At 66.6% G+C, this 16,848-nt stretch carries 16 protein-coding genes; 4 read left to right on the top strand and 12 right to left on the bottom strand.

Annotation, left to right across the window (positions count from 1 at the left end; genetic code table 11):
- Positions 1-64: 64 nt before the first annotated feature.
- Both adk and ppc read right to left on the bottom strand, forming a co-directional pair.
- On the bottom strand, positions 65-712 hold the full coding sequence (gene adk, locus ACTJJX_RS09070; protein WP_003092485.1) for an adenylate kinase: 648 nt from the start codon (positions 710-712) through the stop codon (positions 65-67).
- Between the two features lie 160 nt (positions 713-872).
- Positions 873-3,509: a phosphoenolpyruvate carboxylase gene (ppc, locus tag ACTJJX_RS09065; protein ID WP_016263164.1), complete on the bottom strand. Its 2,637-nt coding sequence runs from the start codon at positions 3,507-3,509 to the stop codon at positions 873-875.
- 206 nt (positions 3,510-3,715) lie between these two features.
- On the opposite strand from ppc, the gene ACTJJX_RS09060 reads away from it, so the two are divergent.
- A complete protein-coding gene (locus ACTJJX_RS09060; RefSeq protein ID WP_003092488.1) occupies positions 3,716-4,060 on the top strand; it encodes a hypothetical protein in 345 nt (114 codons plus the stop codon).
- A gap of 8 nt (positions 4,061-4,068) precedes the next feature.
- On the opposite strand, the gene cadR is transcribed toward ACTJJX_RS09060, so the two are convergent.
- Positions 4,069-4,539 (bottom strand): Cd(II)/Pb(II)-responsive transcriptional regulator, encoded by a 471-nt coding sequence (gene cadR, locus ACTJJX_RS09055; RefSeq protein WP_003103716.1) that lies wholly within the window; start codon positions 4,537-4,539, stop codon positions 4,069-4,071.
- A gap of 113 nt (positions 4,540-4,652) precedes the next feature.
- Here cadR and ACTJJX_RS09050 point away from each other — a divergent pair, with 113 nt between their 5' ends.
- From ACTJJX_RS09050 to ACTJJX_RS09040, 3 genes are all read left to right on the top strand, one after another.
- Positions 4,653-6,869 (top strand): heavy metal translocating P-type ATPase, encoded by a 2,217-nt coding sequence (locus ACTJJX_RS09050; protein ID WP_003117471.1) that lies wholly within the window; start codon positions 4,653-4,655, stop codon positions 6,867-6,869.
- A gap of 379 nt (positions 6,870-7,248) precedes the next feature.
- The gene (locus ACTJJX_RS09045) at positions 7,249-7,653 is read left to right on the top strand and encodes a DUF4398 domain-containing protein (RefSeq protein ID WP_003092495.1); all 405 of its coding nucleotides are present in this window, start codon (positions 7,249-7,251) and stop codon (positions 7,651-7,653) included.
- Positions 7,654-7,701: 48 nt separating this feature from the next.
- Positions 7,702-8,487, top strand: a complete 786-nt coding sequence (locus ACTJJX_RS09040; protein WP_003092499.1) for an OmpA family protein — start codon at positions 7,702-7,704, stop codon at positions 8,485-8,487.
- A 75-nt stretch (positions 8,488-8,562) separates the two neighbouring features.
- Here the strand turns inward: ACTJJX_RS09040 and ACTJJX_RS09035 are convergent, their stop codons facing one another.
- The 9 genes from ACTJJX_RS09035 to prfB form a co-directional block, all read right to left on the bottom strand.
- Positions 8,563-9,084 carry an O-acetyl-ADP-ribose deacetylase gene (locus ACTJJX_RS09035; RefSeq protein WP_003092502.1) on the bottom strand — a complete coding sequence of 174 codons (522 nt, stop codon included), beginning with the start codon at positions 9,082-9,084 and terminating at the stop codon, positions 8,563-8,565.
- A complete protein-coding gene (locus ACTJJX_RS09030) occupies positions 9,081-9,404 on the bottom strand; it encodes a hypothetical protein (protein WP_003092509.1) in 324 nt (107 codons plus the stop codon). The genes ACTJJX_RS09035 and ACTJJX_RS09030 overlap by 4 nt, the downstream gene beginning before the upstream one ends.
- The gene (locus ACTJJX_RS09025; protein ID WP_003103721.1) at positions 9,401-10,306 is read right to left on the bottom strand and encodes an alpha/beta hydrolase; all 906 of its coding nucleotides are present in this window, start codon (positions 10,304-10,306) and stop codon (positions 9,401-9,403) included. The genes ACTJJX_RS09030 and ACTJJX_RS09025 overlap by 4 nt, the downstream gene beginning before the upstream one ends.
- On the bottom strand, positions 10,303-11,049 hold the full coding sequence (locus ACTJJX_RS09020) for a TIGR00266 family protein (RefSeq protein ID WP_003113847.1): 747 nt from the start codon (positions 11,047-11,049) through the stop codon (positions 10,303-10,305). Before ACTJJX_RS09020 ends, ACTJJX_RS09025 begins: the two co-directional genes overlap by 4 nt.
- A 68-nt stretch (positions 11,050-11,117) precedes the next feature.
- Entirely contained in the window at positions 11,118-12,413 is a 1,296-nt protein-coding gene (locus ACTJJX_RS09015; protein ID WP_003092515.1) for a flavohemoglobin expression-modulating QEGLA motif protein, read from the bottom strand.
- 8 nt (positions 12,414-12,421) lie between these two features.
- Positions 12,422-12,973, bottom strand: coding sequence for a hypothetical protein (locus ACTJJX_RS09010; RefSeq protein ID WP_003103725.1), 552 nt, complete (start codon positions 12,971-12,973; stop codon positions 12,422-12,424).
- Between the two features lie 96 nt (positions 12,974-13,069).
- Positions 13,070-13,783: a TetR/AcrR family transcriptional regulator gene (locus ACTJJX_RS09005; RefSeq protein WP_003092520.1), complete on the bottom strand. Its 714-nt coding sequence runs from the start codon at positions 13,781-13,783 to the stop codon at positions 13,070-13,072.
- Between the two features lie 211 nt (positions 13,784-13,994).
- Positions 13,995-15,500, bottom strand: coding sequence for a lysine--tRNA ligase (gene lysS, locus ACTJJX_RS09000; protein WP_003103728.1), 1,506 nt, complete (start codon positions 15,498-15,500; stop codon positions 13,995-13,997).
- 178 nt (positions 15,501-15,678) lie between these two features.
- Positions 15,679-16,774 (bottom strand): peptide chain release factor 2 gene (prfB, locus tag ACTJJX_RS08995; RefSeq protein ID WP_010895661.1). Its coding sequence is split into 2 segments (ribosomal slippage): positions 15,679-16,701 and positions 16,703-16,774, totalling 1,095 coding nucleotides; the frame shifts between segments, so codons are not numbered across the junction.
- Between the last annotated feature and the right edge of the window lie 74 nt (positions 16,775-16,848).

Here is a 16,848-nt window from a genome sequence, read left to right as displayed (position 1 = left end):
GCCTTCGCCGCCCCGGAAACGCCGACGGCCCGCAAGCGGGCCGTCGGTGCTACAGCGCTGCGGATCAGCTCAGGGCCGAAAGCACTTTCGCGGTGATCTGCTCGACCGAGCCGACGCCGGCGATGCTGTGGTATTTCGGGGTGCCTTCGGCGGCCGACAGCTTCTGGTAGAAGTCGACCAGCGGCTTGGTCTGCGAATGATAGACCGACAGGCGGTGACGCACGGTCTCTTCCTTGTCGTCCTCGCGCTGGATCAGCTCTTCGCCGGTAACGTCGTCCTTGCCGGCGACCTTCGGCGGGTTGTGCTCGGTGTGGTACACGCGGCCGGAGGCCGGATGCACGCGACGACCGGCGATACGCGACACGATCTCCTCGTCGTCGACGGCGATCTCGACCACGTGGTCGATGGTCACACCGGCGTCCTTCAGCGCTTCGGCCTGCGGGATGGTCCGCGGGAAGCCGTCGAACAGGAAGCCCTTGGCGCAATCGGCCTCGGTGATGCGTTCCTTGATCAGGGCGATGATGATGTCGTCGGATACCAGGCCGCCGCTGTCCATCACGCCTTTCACCTGCTGGCCGAGCGGGCTGCCGGCCTTGACTGCGGCGCGCAGCATGTCGCCAGTGGAGATCTGCGGAATGCCGAACTTCTCGGTGATGAACCGTGCCTGGGTGCCTTTGCCGGCACCGGGTGCCCCGAGCAGAATCACACGCATCGATATGCTCCTTAGAATTGGTAAGCGAAAGTCTGGATCCGCCTCGTGGGGCCAATCTCGTATTTGCAGGAAACGGCACTGTATGGCGCCGAAAAGGCTGTCCAAGATACACAGCGCCCCCCCACCGCACAAGACACCGAAAGTTGCCCCCCGCCTTCCCTCATCCGGTGTTGCGCAGTCCGGCGGCGACCCCCGCGACCGTCACCAGCAGCGCCTGCTCCAGGCCGCCGCAGGCGTCGCCCTGGCAGCGCCGCGAACGGGCCAGAAGCTCAGCCTGGAGCAGGTGCAGCGGGTCTAGATAGCTGTTGCGCACGCTGATCGACTCGCGGGTCTCGCTGGCGTGGGCGAGCAGCAGCGACTGCCCGGTCAGTCCCAGTACCACGCGCACCGCCTGCGACAATAGGTCGCGTAAACGACGCCCCAGCGGACGCAGCTCGAGCGGCACTAGACGTTCGTCGTAGAGCCGCGCGATATCCGCGTCGGCCTTGGCCAGGACCATTTCCAGCATGTCGATGCGGGTGGTGAAGAACGGCCATCGCTCGCGCATCTGCCCGAGCAGCGCGCCCTCGCCACGCTCGATGGCGTTCAGCAAGGCGGTCTCCCAGCCAAGCCATGCCGGCAGCATCAGGCGCGTCTGGGTCCAGGCGAAGATCCAGGGAATCGCCCGCAGGCTCTCCACCCCGCCTTCGCGGCGCTTGGCCGGGCGGCTGCCCAGCGGCAGACGGCCCAGTTCCTGCTCGGGCGTGGCCAGGCGGAAATACTCGACGAACTGCGGATCGTCGCGCACCACCCTGCGGTAGGCCAGCAGCGCGTCCTTCGCCAGGCGGTCCATCTGCGCGCGCCAGGCCGGCTCCGGAGCCGGCGGCGGCATCAGGGTCGCTTCCAGCACTGCGGCGAGGTAGAGATTGAGGTTCTGTTCGGCGATGTCCGGCAGACCGAACTTGAAGCGGATCATCTCGCCCTGTTCGGTGACCCGGAAGCGCCCGGCCACCGAACCCGGCGGCTGCGACAGGATCGCCGCGTGGGCCGGCCCGCCGCCGCGGCCGACGGTACCGCCGCGGCCGTGGAAGAGCAGCAACTCGACCTCGTGCTGGCGGCAGATCTCCACCAGTTTCTCCTGCGCCCGGTACTGCGCCCAGGCCGCCGTGAGGGTACCGGCGTCCTTGGCCGAATCGGAGTAGCCGATCATCACTTCCTGCACCCCGGACAGCCGCGAACGGTAGCCCGGCAGCGTCAGCAGGCGCTCCATGCAGGGGCCGGCGTTGTCCAGGTCGTCGAGGGTCTCGAACAGCGGCACCACGCGCATCGGCCAGTCGACGCCGCTTTCCTTTAGCAGCAGTTGCACCGCCAGCACGTCGGACGGCTGGCCGGCCATCGAGATCACGTAGGACCCCAGCGACGCCGGTGGTGCGGCGGCGATCGCCCGGCAGGTGGCGAGCACCTCGGCGGTATCCGCCGAAGGCTGGTAGTGCGCCGGCAGCAGGGGGCGGCGGCTGTTCAGTTCCTCGAGAAGGAATTCCAGGCGGGTCTTCTCGTCCCACTCGTCGTAGCTGCCCAGCTCCAGGTACTCGGTGATCTCGCTCAGCGCGGCGGCATGACGGGCCGAGTCCTGGCGCACGTCCAGGCGTACCAGGAACAGGCCGAAGGTGGCGGCGCGGCGCAGGCAGTCGAGCAACGCGCCATCGGCGATCACGCCCATGCCGCAGGCGTGCAGCGACTCGTGGCACAGTTGCAGCGGCTCGACCAGGTCGCGGTTGTGCTCCAGGACGCCCTCCGCGGCCGGCACCTCGCCGGCCAGGGCCTGGTGGGTCCAGTTGCGGGTCACGCGCAGGCGCTCGCGCAATTGCTTGAGCAGGGCGCGATAGGGCTCGGCGCTATCGCCGACCCGCGCCAGCAGCTGCGGCGAGGCCTGCTGCATGGACAGCTCGGCGGCCAGTCGGTCGATATCGCGCAGGTACAGGTCGGCGGCCATCCAGCGCGCCAGCAGCAGGACCTCGCGGGTCACGCTGGCGGTGACGTTGGGATTGCCGTCGCGGTCGCCCCCCATCCAGGACGCGAAGCGCAGCGGCGCGGCGGTCAACGGCAGGCGTTCGCCGGTGCTGCGCAGGAGTACCTCGTCGACGTGCCGAAGGACGTTCGGCAAGGCCTGCCAGAGAGAATGTTCGATCACCGCGAAGCCCCATTTCGCCTCGTCCACCGGGGTCGGCCGGACCTTGCGGATCTCGTCGGTATGCCAGGCCTCGGCCACCAGCCGCTGCAGGCGCTGCTGGATGCGACTGCGCTCCTCCGGCAGCAGGTCGGCATGGTCCTTGGCCGCCAGCTGCGCGGTGATCGCATCGTATTTCTGGATCAGCGTGCGCCGCGCCACCTCGGTGGGATGGGCGGTCAGCACCAGTTCGATCTCCAGCCCGGCGAGCTGGCGAGCCAGTTGCCCGGGGGCATGCCCGGCGTCCTTGAGACGCCCCAGCAGCTCTTCCAGCACCAGGTTCTCGAAGGGTTCCGGCTCGTTCGGCCGGCGCCGGCGGATACGGTGGTATTGCTCGGCGATATTGGCCAGGTTGAGGAACTGGTTGAAGGCCCGCGCCACCGGCAGCAGTTCGTCTTCCTCGAGCCCGTCGAGGGTGGCGGTGAGCTGCTGGGCGCCCTCCGCGGAACCGCGGCGGGCAGCCTTGGCGCCCTTGCGGATCAGCTCGATCTTGTCGAGGAACCGCGGGCCGTACTGCTCGCGGATGGTGTCGCCGAGCAATTCGCCCAGTTGGTGGACGTCCTCGCGCAGGCGCGCATCGATCTCCGGCATGACCTGTCTCCACTGCGGGTGGGAAACCAGCTTGGCTCAGGCGCCCCCGCGCTTACAAGCCCGCAGGGTGCCAGTACGGCGCCGCCGGGCCGGAAGCGAGGCTGCCGGCGCCGATCGGGTCTAGTCTGAAGGAAGTGCCCGCACCGAGGCACGGCCCCACGAGGGCCCCCCAGCACGCCCGCCACGACCGGGCTGAAGAGGTCAGCATGAAGATCCGTGAGCTTGTCCGCCATTGGGAACACACCGCCAAGGGCCGCATGGCCCGCAACCACTACAGCATCCCGCTGGACGTCGAAAGCGCCGCGCGCCTCGCCGCGCTGCACGAGATGTATCCGCGGCGCAGCGTCGAGGAACTACTGGGCGAGCTGGTCGGCGCCGCCCTGGAAGAACTGGAGGCGAGCTTTCCCTACGTGAAGGGGAGTCAGGTGGTGGCCACCGACGAACAGGGCGATCCGCTCTATGAGGATGTCGGCCCTACCCCACGCTTCCTGTCGCTCTCGCGCAAGTACCTGCACGAACTGGTCGCGCAACAGGACACCTCCAGTCACTGAGCGCGGCTTCAGCCATGCCGGCGGTGCACGCCGGGGACGTGCATGTGCCCGGCCTCGGCGCATTCCTCGGCGATTGGCGACAGCGGCGCGGGCTGCTCCAGTTCGCGGAGGATGCCGCAGGCCTGGCTGTTGCCGGCGACCGTACAGCGTGAGCCGAGATCCCGCAGTTGCTCGCGCAATGCCTGGAGTTCGGCGATGCGCACCTCGACGTGATGCAGGTGCTCGTCGATCAACCGGTTGGCGGTGCCGCAATCCGCCTCGGGACGGTCGCGCAACGCCAGCAGGGTACGGATTTCCTCCTGGGTCATGTCCAGCGAGCGGCAGTGACGGATGAACGACAGGCGCTCGACATGCGCCAGGGTGTATTGCCGATAGTTGCCTTCGCTACGCGCGGGCTCGGGCAACAGGCCTTCGCGCTCGTAGTAGCGGATGGTCTCTACCGGGCAACCGGTTCTCTTCGCCAGCTCACCGATCTTCATGCCAACCCTCCTCCAATCGCCGACGCGGCTACCCGAATTGGCAGTACCGCTTGACTCTGTAGTTGCTACAGGGTGTGCAATCGCACCCAACACGTCAAACGGGAATTGTTTCCATGAGCCACGAACACGCCGACACTTGCTGTCACGGTCACGGACATGATCATGGGCACCGCCACGCGCCTCGCCCGGCGGTGGCCGCCATCGGAACCCTGGCCGGCAACGCCGAGTTGCGCTGGAGCGACCTGCGCATCGAAGCGATGGACTGCCCGACCGAGGAGCGCCTGATCCGCGACGCCCTCGGTCGCCAGCCGGCAGTGGAGTCGCTGGAATTCAACCTGATGCAGCGCCTGCTGCGCGTCCAGCATCGCTTCGACAGCGTCGAGCCGCTGCAGAAGCTGATCGCCGGCCTCGGCATGCAAGCGGTGCCGCTGGATGCCGGCGAAAATACCGACGGCCCCTCGCAAGCGCCGGCGAAACCCTGGTGGCCGCTGGCCCTGGCCGGCGCGATGGCGCTGGCCTCGGAGATCGTCGAATGGTTCGGCCTGGCGCCGGACTGGGTGGTCGCCGGCCTCGCCCTGCTGGCCATCCTCGGCGCCGGCCTGCCGACCTACCGCAAGGGCTGGATCGCCCTGAAGAACCGCAACCTGAACATCAACGCCCTGATGAGCATCGCCGTGACCGGCGCCGTGCTCATCGGCCAGTGGCCGGAAGCGGCGATGGTCAGCGTGCTGTTCGCCATCGCCGAGCTGATCGAGGCGAAGTCCCTGGATCGCGCGCGCAACGCCATCCGCGGCCTGCTGCAACTGGCTCCGGAACAGGCCACGGTACTGGTCGGCGGCGAATGGAAGGAGCTGCCGGCCAAGCAAGTGGAACTGGAAGCCACCGTGCGCGTGAAGCCCGGCGAACGCATCGCCCTCGACGGCGAGGTGACCAGCGGCCGCTCCAGCGTCAACCAGGCGCCGATCACCGGCGAAAGCCTGCCGGTGGAGAAGGAGGTCGGCGAGCCGGTGTTCGCCGGCAGCATCAACGGCGAGGGCGCGCTGGAGTACCGCGTCACCCGCCGCGCCGACGACAGCACCCTGGCCCGGATCATCCACGCCGTGGAGGAAGCCCAGGGTTCCCGCGCACCGACCCAGCGTTTCGTCGACAGTTTCGCCCGCGTCTACACCCCGGTGGTATTCCTCATCGCCCTCGCCACCGCGGTGCTGCCGCCGCTGCTATTCGGCGGCGCCTGGCTGGACTGGATCTACCGCGCCCTGGTGCTGCTGGTGATCGCCTGTCCCTGCGCGCTGGTGATCTCCACCCCGGTGACCATCGTCAGCGGCCTTTCCGCCGCGGCGCGCCTGGGCATCCTGATCAAGGGCGGGGTGTTCCTCGAACTCGGGCGCAAGCTGTCCTGGGTCGCCCTCGACAAGACCGGCACCATCACCCATGGCAAACCGCAACAGACCGACTACCTGCCGATCGCGGAGGCTGACGGGACGGATGCGCGCCTGCTCGCCGCCAGCCTGGCCGCGCGTTCCGACCACCCGGTATCGCGCGCCGTGGCCAACGCAGCGGAAGAGGACGGCCTTGCCCTGGGCGTGGTCGAGGACCTCGCTGCCTTGCCGGGACGAGGCGTCAGCGGACGCATCGACGGCGTCCTCTACCACCTCGGCAACCATCGCCTGGTGGAGGAACTGGGCCTCTGCTCGCCGGCCCTGGAAGAGCGCCTGGACGCCCTGGAGCGCCAGGGCAAGACGGTCATCGCGCTGTGCGATCCGCAGCGCGTGCGGGCCCTCTTCGCCGTCGCCGACGGGGTCAAGGACAGCAGCCGCGAGGCGATCCGCGAGCTGCACGCGCTGGACGTGAAGACCCTGATGCTCACCGGCGACAACCCGCACACCGCAGCCGCCATCGCTGCCCAGGTAGGCATCGACGCAGCTCGCGGCAACCTCCTGCCGGAGGACAAGCTGCGTGAAGTGGAAGCGCGCCAGGCCGACGGCTCGCGGGTCGGCATGGTCGGCGACGGGATCAACGACGCGCCGGCCCTGGCCCGCGCCGACATCGGCTTCGCCATGGGCGCGGCGGGCACCGACACGGCCATCGAGACCGCCGGCGTCGCGCTGATGGACGACGACCTGCGCAAGTTGCCGCAATTCGTCCGGCTGTCGCGCACCACCCACGCGATCCTGGTCCAGAACATCACCCTGGCCCTGGGCATCAAGGCGGTGTTCCTCGCCCTTACCCTGGCAGGCGAAGGCACCCTGTGGATGGCGGTATTCGCCGACATGGGCGCCAGCCTGCTGGTGGTGTTCAACGGTCTGCGACTGTTGCGCAAGCGTTTCTAAAAGGCCCCACTGGCCTCCTCCAGCCCCACTCAGGTGGGGCTTTTTTCTGCCCGAGTGTTCCGTCCTGGAGCGCTGCGGCAGTTGTGCGTTTCGTGGACTAGAGCCCTGTAGGACGGGCTTTAGTGAGCAGAGGTGGCGTTCTGCGACCACGCCGGAAGCCGACTGTTCAGTCAGAAAATTTCAGATTTTTTTTTGAACCCCTGAACCAGCGGGGGAGTCACTAAAAGTACATGGCCAATCGCCAAGCCCCTGAAACAGAGGCCTGGCAGAGGCTTGCTCAGTGAGCAGGAAGAAAAGACCGGAGGGCCGGAAACGCGCCCACGGTAATGGCCAGAGATGAAAGCCAAGGAATCAGCATCCCTGTCAGAGGAAATTTCCCATGGAGCAAAAAGCGATGAGCAAGCAACACACCGGTTCCCTGCGTGGCCTCAAGCTGGCCCTGCTGGCCGTAGGCAGCAGCCTGGTCCTGGCCGGCTGCGCCGGCAACCCGCCGACCGAGCAGTTCGCCGTGACCGAATCCGCGGTGAATAACGCGGTGAGCGCCGGCGGCCCGGAATATGCCCCGGTCGAGATGAAGTCCGCTCAGGACAAGCTGAGCCAGGCGCGCATCGCCATGAACGACAAGGAATACGACCAGGCCAAGCGCCTGGCGCAGCAGGCCGAGTGGGACGCCCGGGTCGCCGAGCGCAAGACCCAGGCCGCCAAGGCGCAGAAAGCCGTGAAGGATGCCCAGCAGGGCGTCATGGAACTGCGTGAGGAAGGCATGCGCGATACGCAGCACTAAGCCGGATTCCGCCCTTCTTTCGTCGATTCGTGATTAAGGATGACCCCTATGCGTAAGTACATTGCCCTCCCCGCCGTATCCCTGCTGGCCCTGGCGCTGGCCGCCTGCTCCACGCCGCCGAACGCCAACCTGGAACAGGCCCGCAGCAACTTCTCCGCGCTGCAGTCGCAGCCCGACGCGACCAAGGTCGCGGCCCTGGAAACCAAGGACGCCGGCGACTGGCTGGCCAAGGCCGACAAGGCCTACCAGGATGGCGAAGACCAGCGCGACGTGGACCAACTGGCCTACCTGACCAACCAGCGCATCGAACTGGCCAAGCAGACCATCGTCCTGCGCAATGCCGAGGCGCAGTTGCAGAACGCCTCCGCCCAGCGCGCCCAGGCCCGCCTCGACGCGCGCACCGCGCAACTGGACAAGCTGCGTAGCCAACTGAATGCCAAGCAGACCTCGCGCGGCACCATGGTGACCTTCGGCGACGTTCTGTTCGATCTCGACAAGTCCGACCTGAAGCCCGGCGCCATGCGCAACATCCAGCAACTGGCCGAGTTCCTCCAGCAGAACCCGGAGCGCCAGGTGATCGTAGAGGGCTACACCGATAGCACCGGTTCCGCCAACTACAACCAGCGCCTGTCCGAGCGTCGTGCCGACTCGGTGCGCATGGCCCTGCTCAGCCGCGGCATCAGCCCGGAACGCGTAGCCACCCGTGGCTACGGCAAGGAATATCCGGTGGCCAGCAACGGCACCAGCTCCGGCCGTGCCATGAACCGTCGGGTGGAAGTCACCATTTCCAACGACGCCAAGCCGGTCGCGCCACGCTCCTCCGTCAGCGGCTGATAAGCCCTACGGAAGCCCAAAAGCCCCGCCATCCGGCGGGGCTTTTTCATGGGCGGGGCTTGAGCTTTCCAGGTATCAGCGGGCCACAGGCCGCTCGCCGAGCAAGCGCTGGTAGCGCTCGGCCATCGAGCTATCGAAGGCAACCAGGACGATTTCCTCCAGGCTGCTGTGCGCCGGGCGTTGCCGGCAGACCTCTTCGACGGCAATGGCCGCGGCCTGCTCCAAGGGATAGCCGTAGATGCCGCAGCTGATGGCGGGGAACGCGACGCTGGCCGCCCCGGCCTGCTCGGCCAGCGCCAGGCTGCGCCGGTAGCAGCTGGCCAGCAGCTCCGCTTCGCCGTTGTCGCCGCCGCGCCAGACCGGGCCGACGGTGTGGATCACGTGGGCCGCCGGCAGACGGAACCCACGGGTGATCTTCGCCTCGCCGGTCTTGCAACCGTGCAGCAGGCGGCAGGCCGCCACCAGTTCGGCACCGGCGGCGCGGTGGATGGCGCCGTCGACACCGCCCCCACCGAGCAGCGAGGAGTTCGCCGCGTTGACGATGGCATCCACCGCAAGACGGGTGATGTCTCCCTGCCAGACGCGGACCTCGGTCATTTCACTTCCTGCGGGACTTCCTGTCCGGCGCAGCGCACGGCGTGCTTCCTGTTGTCCACCAGCACGCCGGAAAGGCCCTTCTGCTCGGTGTCGAACAGCACCAGGACGCCATCGATGCACTGCGCGACCTGCTTGGCCGGCTCCAGGGACAGCTTCACATCTTCGCCGGGCAGGCTCTTCAGCATGGTGAAGTCGGCCAGCAACAGGGCGTCCTGCGGCTTGGCGAAATGCAGGTAGCCGTAGTACCAGAGCACGCCGACGGTGACGAAGATGGTACCGATGCCGGTCAGGATGCAGGGGAGTACGTTACGGTCGCTCATGGATTGCCTTCGGGTTTCGCGGATTCGCGGTTCGGGATTTCGGCCAGCCGGCGCAGGCCGGTGAAGCCATGGGGATCGTCGAGGAAGCGCAGCATCACTTCCTGCCAGGTCGCTTCGGCGAAGGTCTGCACGTGGCCGCCTCGGGTCAGTTGCAGGACCTTCGGCGGCCGCGCCTGGCGGTACAGGGCGATGCCGTTCTCGAGGGGCACAATGGTATCGTCGATGCTGTGAAAGAACAGCATGGGTGCGCCAGAAAGCCGCGCCACCGAATGGATGGCGCTGTCGTCGTCGGGCACCAGCCAGGACAGCGGCACCTGCAGCGGCCAGGTCAGCCAGGAACCGTCCAGCATGTGCCGGGCGATGCCGCGGTAGCTCGCCGGTACCCCGTCGAACACCAGCGCCTTGAACTGGCCCTGGCGCTGCGGATGCTCGGCCAGGTAGTGGATCGCCAGCGCGCCGCCGAGACTCTGCCCCAGCAGCACGCGCTCGGTGCCCTTCACCTCCGGCGCCTGGTCGAGCCAGGCGAACGCCGCGTCGATGTCGCGGTAGACCTCCGGCAGTCCCGGCTGGCCCTCCGACTGGCCGTAGCCGCGATAGTCGAGCATCAGCACCTGGTAGCCCTCGGCGGGCAGCCACCACGTGCCGCCGAGGTGCCAGGACAGGTTGCCGCCGTTGCCGTGCAGGTAGAGCACAGTGCCTTTCACCGGCACGCCTTTCTTCGCCGGCAGCCACCAGGCGCGCAGGCGCACGCCGTCGGCGGTGGTCAGGGTGACGTCGCGGTACTCCAGCCCGGCGCGCGCCGGAGTGATCTGCACCACCGGCTCGGGATAGAACAGCAGCGAACTGCAGCCACCGAGGAACAGCGCGCCGAGTACCAGCAGCGGGATCAGCAGGCGCTTCATCCGTTGTTGGTCCTTACCTCTTCGCGGGCGCGAAAGGTGGCGTCGTAGATGCGCCCGGCCAGGCGCGAGAACGGCAGGCTCTGCAGCCAGACGGTGCCGCTGCCCTTGAGGGTGGTCAGCAGCAATCCTTCGCCGCCGAACAGCATGCTCTTCAGGCCGCCGGCCAGTTGCACGTCGTAGTCGATGCCGTCGGTGAAGGCCACCAGGCAACCGGTGTCGACCCGCAGCGTCTCGCCATTCAACTGGCGGCGGATCAGCGTGCCGCCGGCGTGGACGAAGACCAGGCCATCGCCCTCGAGCTTCTGCAGGATGAAGCCCTCGCCGCCGAAGAAACCGGCGCCCAGGCGCTTGGTGAAGGCGATGCCGACCCGGGTGCCATAGGCTGCGCAGAGGAACGAGTCCTTCTGGCAGAACAGGCGCCCGCCGACATCGTCCAGGTCCACCGCCACCACGCTGCCCGGATAGGGCGCGGCAAAGGCCACGTGCTGCTTGCCCTGGCCTTCGTTGGTGAAGTGGGTCATGAACACCGACTCGCCACCGAGCTTGCGCTTGCCGGCGCTCCACAGCTTGCCCAGCAGGCTGCCGTCGGAGCCGTCGCCCATCCGCGCGGTGAAGCGGATGTCGCCGGTCATGTAGTTCATCGCCCCGGCCTCGGCGATCACGGTTTCCCCGGGGTCGAGTTCGATCTCCACGGTCTGCATGGATTCGCCGAGGATGCGGTAGTCGAGTTCGTGGCTGGCCATCGCCGTTCTCCTTGCTTGCCGGCCGACCGCCCGCGCGCACCGGGAAAGACCGGCACGGCAGGGAACGGTCAGAGGATGTTCGCGTAGTCCGCTTCGATGCGGTCCAGGCTGAGGTGGTTGAGGAAGTTCGAGAAGCACATCCAGGCCGACAGCGCGTTGAGGTCGCGGAACTGCGGCGGCAGGTACTTCGGCGGCGCCACCAGGCCCTCGTCCACCAGTTGGCGCAGGGTGCGCATGTCTTCCAGGGTGGTCTTGCCGCAGAACAGCAGGGGGATCTGTTCGAGCTTGCCCTTGCGCACGGCGAGCTGGATGTAGTTGTAGATGAGGATGAAGCCCTTCAGGTAGGACAGGTCCTTGGTGAACGGCAGGCCATCCGGGGTCGAGCCGCGGAAGACCCGGCTGGCGTTCTGGTAGCTGTCCTCCAGGCTGTAGCCCTGCTCGCGGTAGAAGTGGAACACGTCGAGGAAATCGGCGCCCTCCTCGGCCATGTGGATCGCCCGGGTGCGATTGGTCAGCTTGCGCAGGCGGGTCGGGTAGGAGGCGAAGGCGATCACCTCCATCAGGATCGCCAGGCCTTCCTGGGTCACGGTGGAGGACGGCGGTCCCTTGGCGAGGAAGGTGCAGATCGGCTGGCTCAGGCCGTTCAGGGTGGTGCCGACGTGCACCAGGCCCTCGTGGACCTCCAGCGCGCGCACGTCGCGCTCGTTGAACAGGGCGTCGGCGCGTACCTTGATGTAGTCGGCGCCGGCCGCCGCGTCGGCGACGATGCCGTCGGACTCGAACACGCGGATGGTGCCCTCCTCCTCGCCGAACACGGTGTTCAGCCGCGCCTGGAGGATCGGTACGACCTCCTTGGCGGTCAGGGTCTTGGGTTCGTCCTTGAGATCGCCGCGGTCGGCGATGTTGTTCAGGTAGTCGGAGAGCATCAGGCCGAGGTCGGCCAGGGTCGGATCGCCGGCATGGAAGGCGTCCGAGGCCGAGCCGTAGAGTTCCTGGGAGATCAGCCCGAGGTCCGGGGTGCCGCGCGCCTCGAGCATGCGAATGACCATTCGGTATTCCTTGCACATCCGCCGCATGATCTGCCCGACCGGGTTGAACTGGCCCAACTGGCGGGTGATGTCGCGCTCGATGTTCTGGAATTCCTGCTTCTTGGCGCTGGCGTCGAAGGCCAGCGGGCGGCTGTCGTAGTAGCCGCGGTCGACCTTCGGCGCATGCTTGCCGCGGCCCTTGAGGAAGTCCTGGCGGATCCCGTCGTCCCATTTGATCGCATCCAGCACGCGGATCGGCGTCTGCGCCTCGACGATGCGATCGGACAGGGAGCGGATGATCTTCTGGTAGTCGTTCTGCGCCTTGCGCTGGCTCATCGGCAATCTCATTGGGTGACCCGCTGGAAGCGGGCGGCCTCGACGAACACGTCGGAATTGGCGGGATCGTTCAGGTAGGCGAAGACCTTCGCCAACGGGCTGCGCACCAGCGCGCCCTTGCCCTGATCGCTGTCGACGGTCTCGCCGTCGAGCTGGCCGGCGCCGAGGTCCTCGACGATGCGCTCGACGTCGAGGTTGTAGATCACCAGCTCGTCACCGTCGGTGATCTCGAAGCCGGCGATGATGAAGTTGCCGCCCAGGCTCTTCGGCAGGCCGGCCGACAGGTACCAGCGCTTGCCCTGGTGGGAGACGGTGAAGCCGTAGTCTTCCAGGCTCTCGGTATTGTCCTTGCTGTCCACGTAGCTGAGCGCACGGTAGACATTGCTGCCGGAACGGGTGATCTCCAGGAATTGTTCTTCCTTCCACTCGTTCTCGCGGCTCCAGGTCCCGAGCAGATGGCTCGGCGCCGCCTCGCGCGGCGGTATCGGCTCCTTGAAGGTGACCAGGCAACCGCCCAACAGCAGGAAACTCAGGACCACCAGGCAACGCCAGGCTTTCATCACACGCTCCTTAGGAACCCTCCGCAACCTGCGACCGGCTGGCCGAGGGAAGGTTCGGGTATGAAAAACCCCGCCATGGCGGGGTTGACGCTCAGGTCACAGGCCCATGACCAGATTCAGGTACCGTCTGAGTATGGCGCGCATTTCGTCCACGGCCAGTTGCTCGACCCCGTCCACGAGGCCCTGATATTCCATCTGCAGAATAATCGACGTCAACACCTTGGCGTCCTGCTCGGGCTGCCCGGAACCGAGCACCTGGAAGAAATGCACGGCGCCGAGGGAGAGAATCCGCTGGTGGGCATCGGCCAGTTCGCGCAGGCGCGGGTTGAGCAACGCCTCCTGGCGGAAGGCCTGCTCGGCCAGCAGGTGCTCGCGGCGCTCGGTGAGCTGGACCTGGACATACTGCACGGCAAGCTCGACGATCCGTTCCACCAGCGAGCCACGGGCGCCGGGGTCGTCGGCCAGCACCGCGGCCATCTCCTGGAGGTCGCCCTCCACGCTGCTCCAGAACGCCGACAGCGCCTCTGCGTTGCGCTCGACGAAGAGGGCGAAGGTGTCGGTGATGAGATCGTCGATGTCCTTGAAGTAGTAGGTGGTGGCCGACAACGGCACCTGGGCCTCGGCGGCCACCGCGCGGTGGCGCACGGCCCGTACGCCGTCGCGGACGATCAGGCGCATGGCGGCATCGAGAATCGCCTGGCGCCGCTGCTCGCTGCCCTGGCGGCTGGCCTTGCGGCCCTGGTAACGAACGCTTTCGGCTACCGCGCTGGCGGCCTGCGCGGCGCTGTCTCTGGGAGCTACTCGGGACACGGTGTTTCCTCCGCTCGCGGACGATGGGGCATTGTTCGGACTTTTTCGCGTGGAATCAATCGGCCGCTATCGGGGAAGCTCCGATCCCACCCGCACCTTCCGTGGTCAGCCGGCGGATCGGCGGCTATCGGCCCCTGGCCCGGCGGCCGGGACACCGCGCGGCCATGAAAAAACCGCCCGAAGGCGGCTTTTCCATGGACTGTTGCGGCGCTCAGGCCTGCGGGCGCATGTGCGGGAACAGGATCACGTCGCGGATCGACGGCGAGTTGGTCAGCAGCATCACCAGGCGGTCGATGCCGATGCCTTCGCCGGCGGTCGGCGGCATGCCGTATTCCAGGGCATTGATGAAGTCGGCGTCGTAGTGCATCGCCTCGTCGTCGCCGGCGTCCTTCTCCTTGACCTGCAACATGAAGCGCTCGGCCTGGTCCTCGGCGTCGTTCAGCTCGGAATAGGCATTGGCGATCTCGCGGCCGCCGATGAACAGCTCGAAGCGGTCGGTGACGCTCGGGTCTTCGTCGTTGCGGCGGGCCAGCGGCGAAACCTCGAAGGGGTAGCGGGTGATGAAGTGCGGCTGCTCCAGCTTGTGCTCCACCAGTTCCTCGAAAATCATCACCTGCAGCTTGCCCAGGCCTTCGTGGCCGAGGACCTTGGCGCCGGCCTTCTTGGCGATGGCCCGCGCCTTCTCGACGTCGTTGAGGTCGGCGGCGGTGATCTCCGGGTTGTACTTGAGGATCGAATCGAACACCGACAGGCGCACGAACGGCTCGCCGAAGTGGAAGACCTTGTCGCCGTAGGGCACGTCGGTGGTACCGAGTACCGCCTGAGCCAGTTCGCGGAACAGTTCCTCGGTCAGGTCCATGTTGTCTTCGTAGTCGGCGTAGGCCTGGTAGAACTCGAGCATGGTGAACTCGGGGTTGTGCCGGGTCGAGACGCCTTCGTTACGGAAGTTGCGGTTGATCTCGAAGACCTTCTCGAAACCGCCGACCACCAGGCGCTTGAGGTACAGCTCCGGGGCGATGCGCAGGAACATGGCCATGTCCAGCGCGTTGTGATGGGTCTCGAACGGCTTGGCCGCGGCGCCGCCGGGGATGGTCTGCAGCATCGGGGTCTCCACTTCGAGGAAACCGCGCTCGCTGAGGAAACGGCGGATGTGGGCGATGACCTGGGAACGCACGCGGAAGGTGTGGCGGGTTTCCTCGTTGACCATCAGGTCGACGTAGCGCTGGCGGTAGCGCTGCTCGGTGTCGGTCAGGCCATGGTGCTTGTCCGGCAGCGGACGCAGCGACTTGGTCAGCAGGCGCACGCTGGTCATGTCGACGTACAGGTCGCCCTTGCCCGAGCGGGCCAGCACGCCTTCGGCGCCGATGATGTCGCCCAGGTCCCAGGTCTTGATCTCGGCCAGGGTTTCTTCCGGCAGGGTCTTGCGGTTGACGTAGACCTGCAGGCGCTCGCTGCTGTCCTGGAGGACGATGAAGGAACCGCGATTGAGCATGATCCGACCGGCCACCTTGACCGGGATCGCTGCAGCTTCCAGCTCTTCCTTGGTCTTGTCGGCGTACTGTTTCTGCAGGTCCGCGAAGTAGGCGTCGCGGCGGAAGTCGTTGGGGAAGGCGATGGCCCGGGCTTCGCGCACGGCGGCAAGTTTTTCCTTGCGCTGGGCGATCAGCTTGTTTTCTTCCTGTTGCAGTTCGTGCTGGTCGAGTTGTTGGTCGCTCATGGTCTTGGTGGTTCCTGGTTAGGCTCTCTTGCCTGTGGAAACGGATTGCAACAGGGGCGAAAAGCGTAGCGAACGCCGGCCAGGCAAGGCGGGAAATGGCGAGGACACGGAGTTCACGATCGTAAAAAACGAGCAGTCCGAACCATTTTCCAACGCGGCCTGGCCAGGCGCAGCAGCTTTATAGCCCCTGTTTGAGGCTGGCTTCGAGGTATTCGTCTAGATCGCCGTCGAGCACCTTGTCGCAGTCGCTGCGCTCGATACCGGTACGCAGGTCCTTGATCCGCGACTGGTCGAGCACGTAGGAGCGGATCTGGTGGCCCCAGCCGATGTCGGACTTGGAGTCCTCCAGGGCCTGGGACGCAGCGGTACGCTTCTGCATTTCCAGCTCGTACAACTTGGCCCGCAGCATCTTCATCGCGGTGTCCTTGTTGGCGTGCTGGGAGCGTTCGTTCTGGCACGCCACCACGGTATTGGTCGGCACGTGGGTGATCCGCACCGCCGAATCGGTGGTGTTCACGTGCTGACCGCCCGCGCCGGAGGAGCGGTAGGTATCGATGCGCAGGTCGGCCGGGTTGATCTCGATCTCGATGTTGTCGTCGATTTCCGGCGATACGAACACCGCGGTGAACGAGGTGTGGCGACGGTTGCCGGAGTCGAACGGACTCTTGCGCACCAGGCGGTGCACGCCGATCTCGGTGCGCAGCCAGCCGAACGCGTACTCGCCCTTGATGTGCACGGTGGCGCCCTTGATGCCGGCGACCTCGCCCTCGGACAGCTCGATGATAGTGGCGTCGAAGCCGTGCTTGTCGGCCCAGCGCAGGTACATGCGCAGCAGCATGTTGGCCCAGTCCTGGGCCTCGGTGCCGCCGGAGCCGGCCTGGATGTCCAGGTAGGCGTTGTTCGGGTCCATCTCGCCGCTGAACATGCGGCGGAACTCCAGCTTCTCGAGGATCTCGCGCAGACGCTCGACTTCGTTGGCAACGTCGTCGACGGCGCCCTCGTCGTCTTCCTCGACCGCCATGTCCAGCAGGTCGCGGGAGTCGGCCAGGCCGCTGGTCAGGTCGTCCAGGGTTTCCACCACCTGCGCCAGCTGGGCGCGCTCGCGGCCGAGGTTCTGGGCGTATTCGGGGTTGTTCCAGACGTTGGGGTCTTCGAGCTCGCGGTTTACTTCGACCAGGCGATCATGCTTCTGATCGTAGTCAAAGATACCCCCGAATGGTCTGGGTGCGCTCGGAGAGGTCCTTGATGCTGTTGAGGATCGGGTTGATTTCCATGGCTGGCGCTCACTCGCGGGAAAACGTCGAAAAGCTGCGAAGTATACTGCACTTGCGCCCCACAGGCAGTACGC

Origin of the sequence: Pseudomonas sp. 22490 (assembly GCF_052044465.1) — a bacterium.
GTDB lineage: Bacteria > Pseudomonadota > Gammaproteobacteria > Pseudomonadales > Pseudomonadaceae > Pseudomonas > Pseudomonas aeruginosa.
The sequence above is the reverse complement of the archived record's forward strand: the minus strand, read 5'-3'. Positions and strand labels throughout refer to the sequence as shown.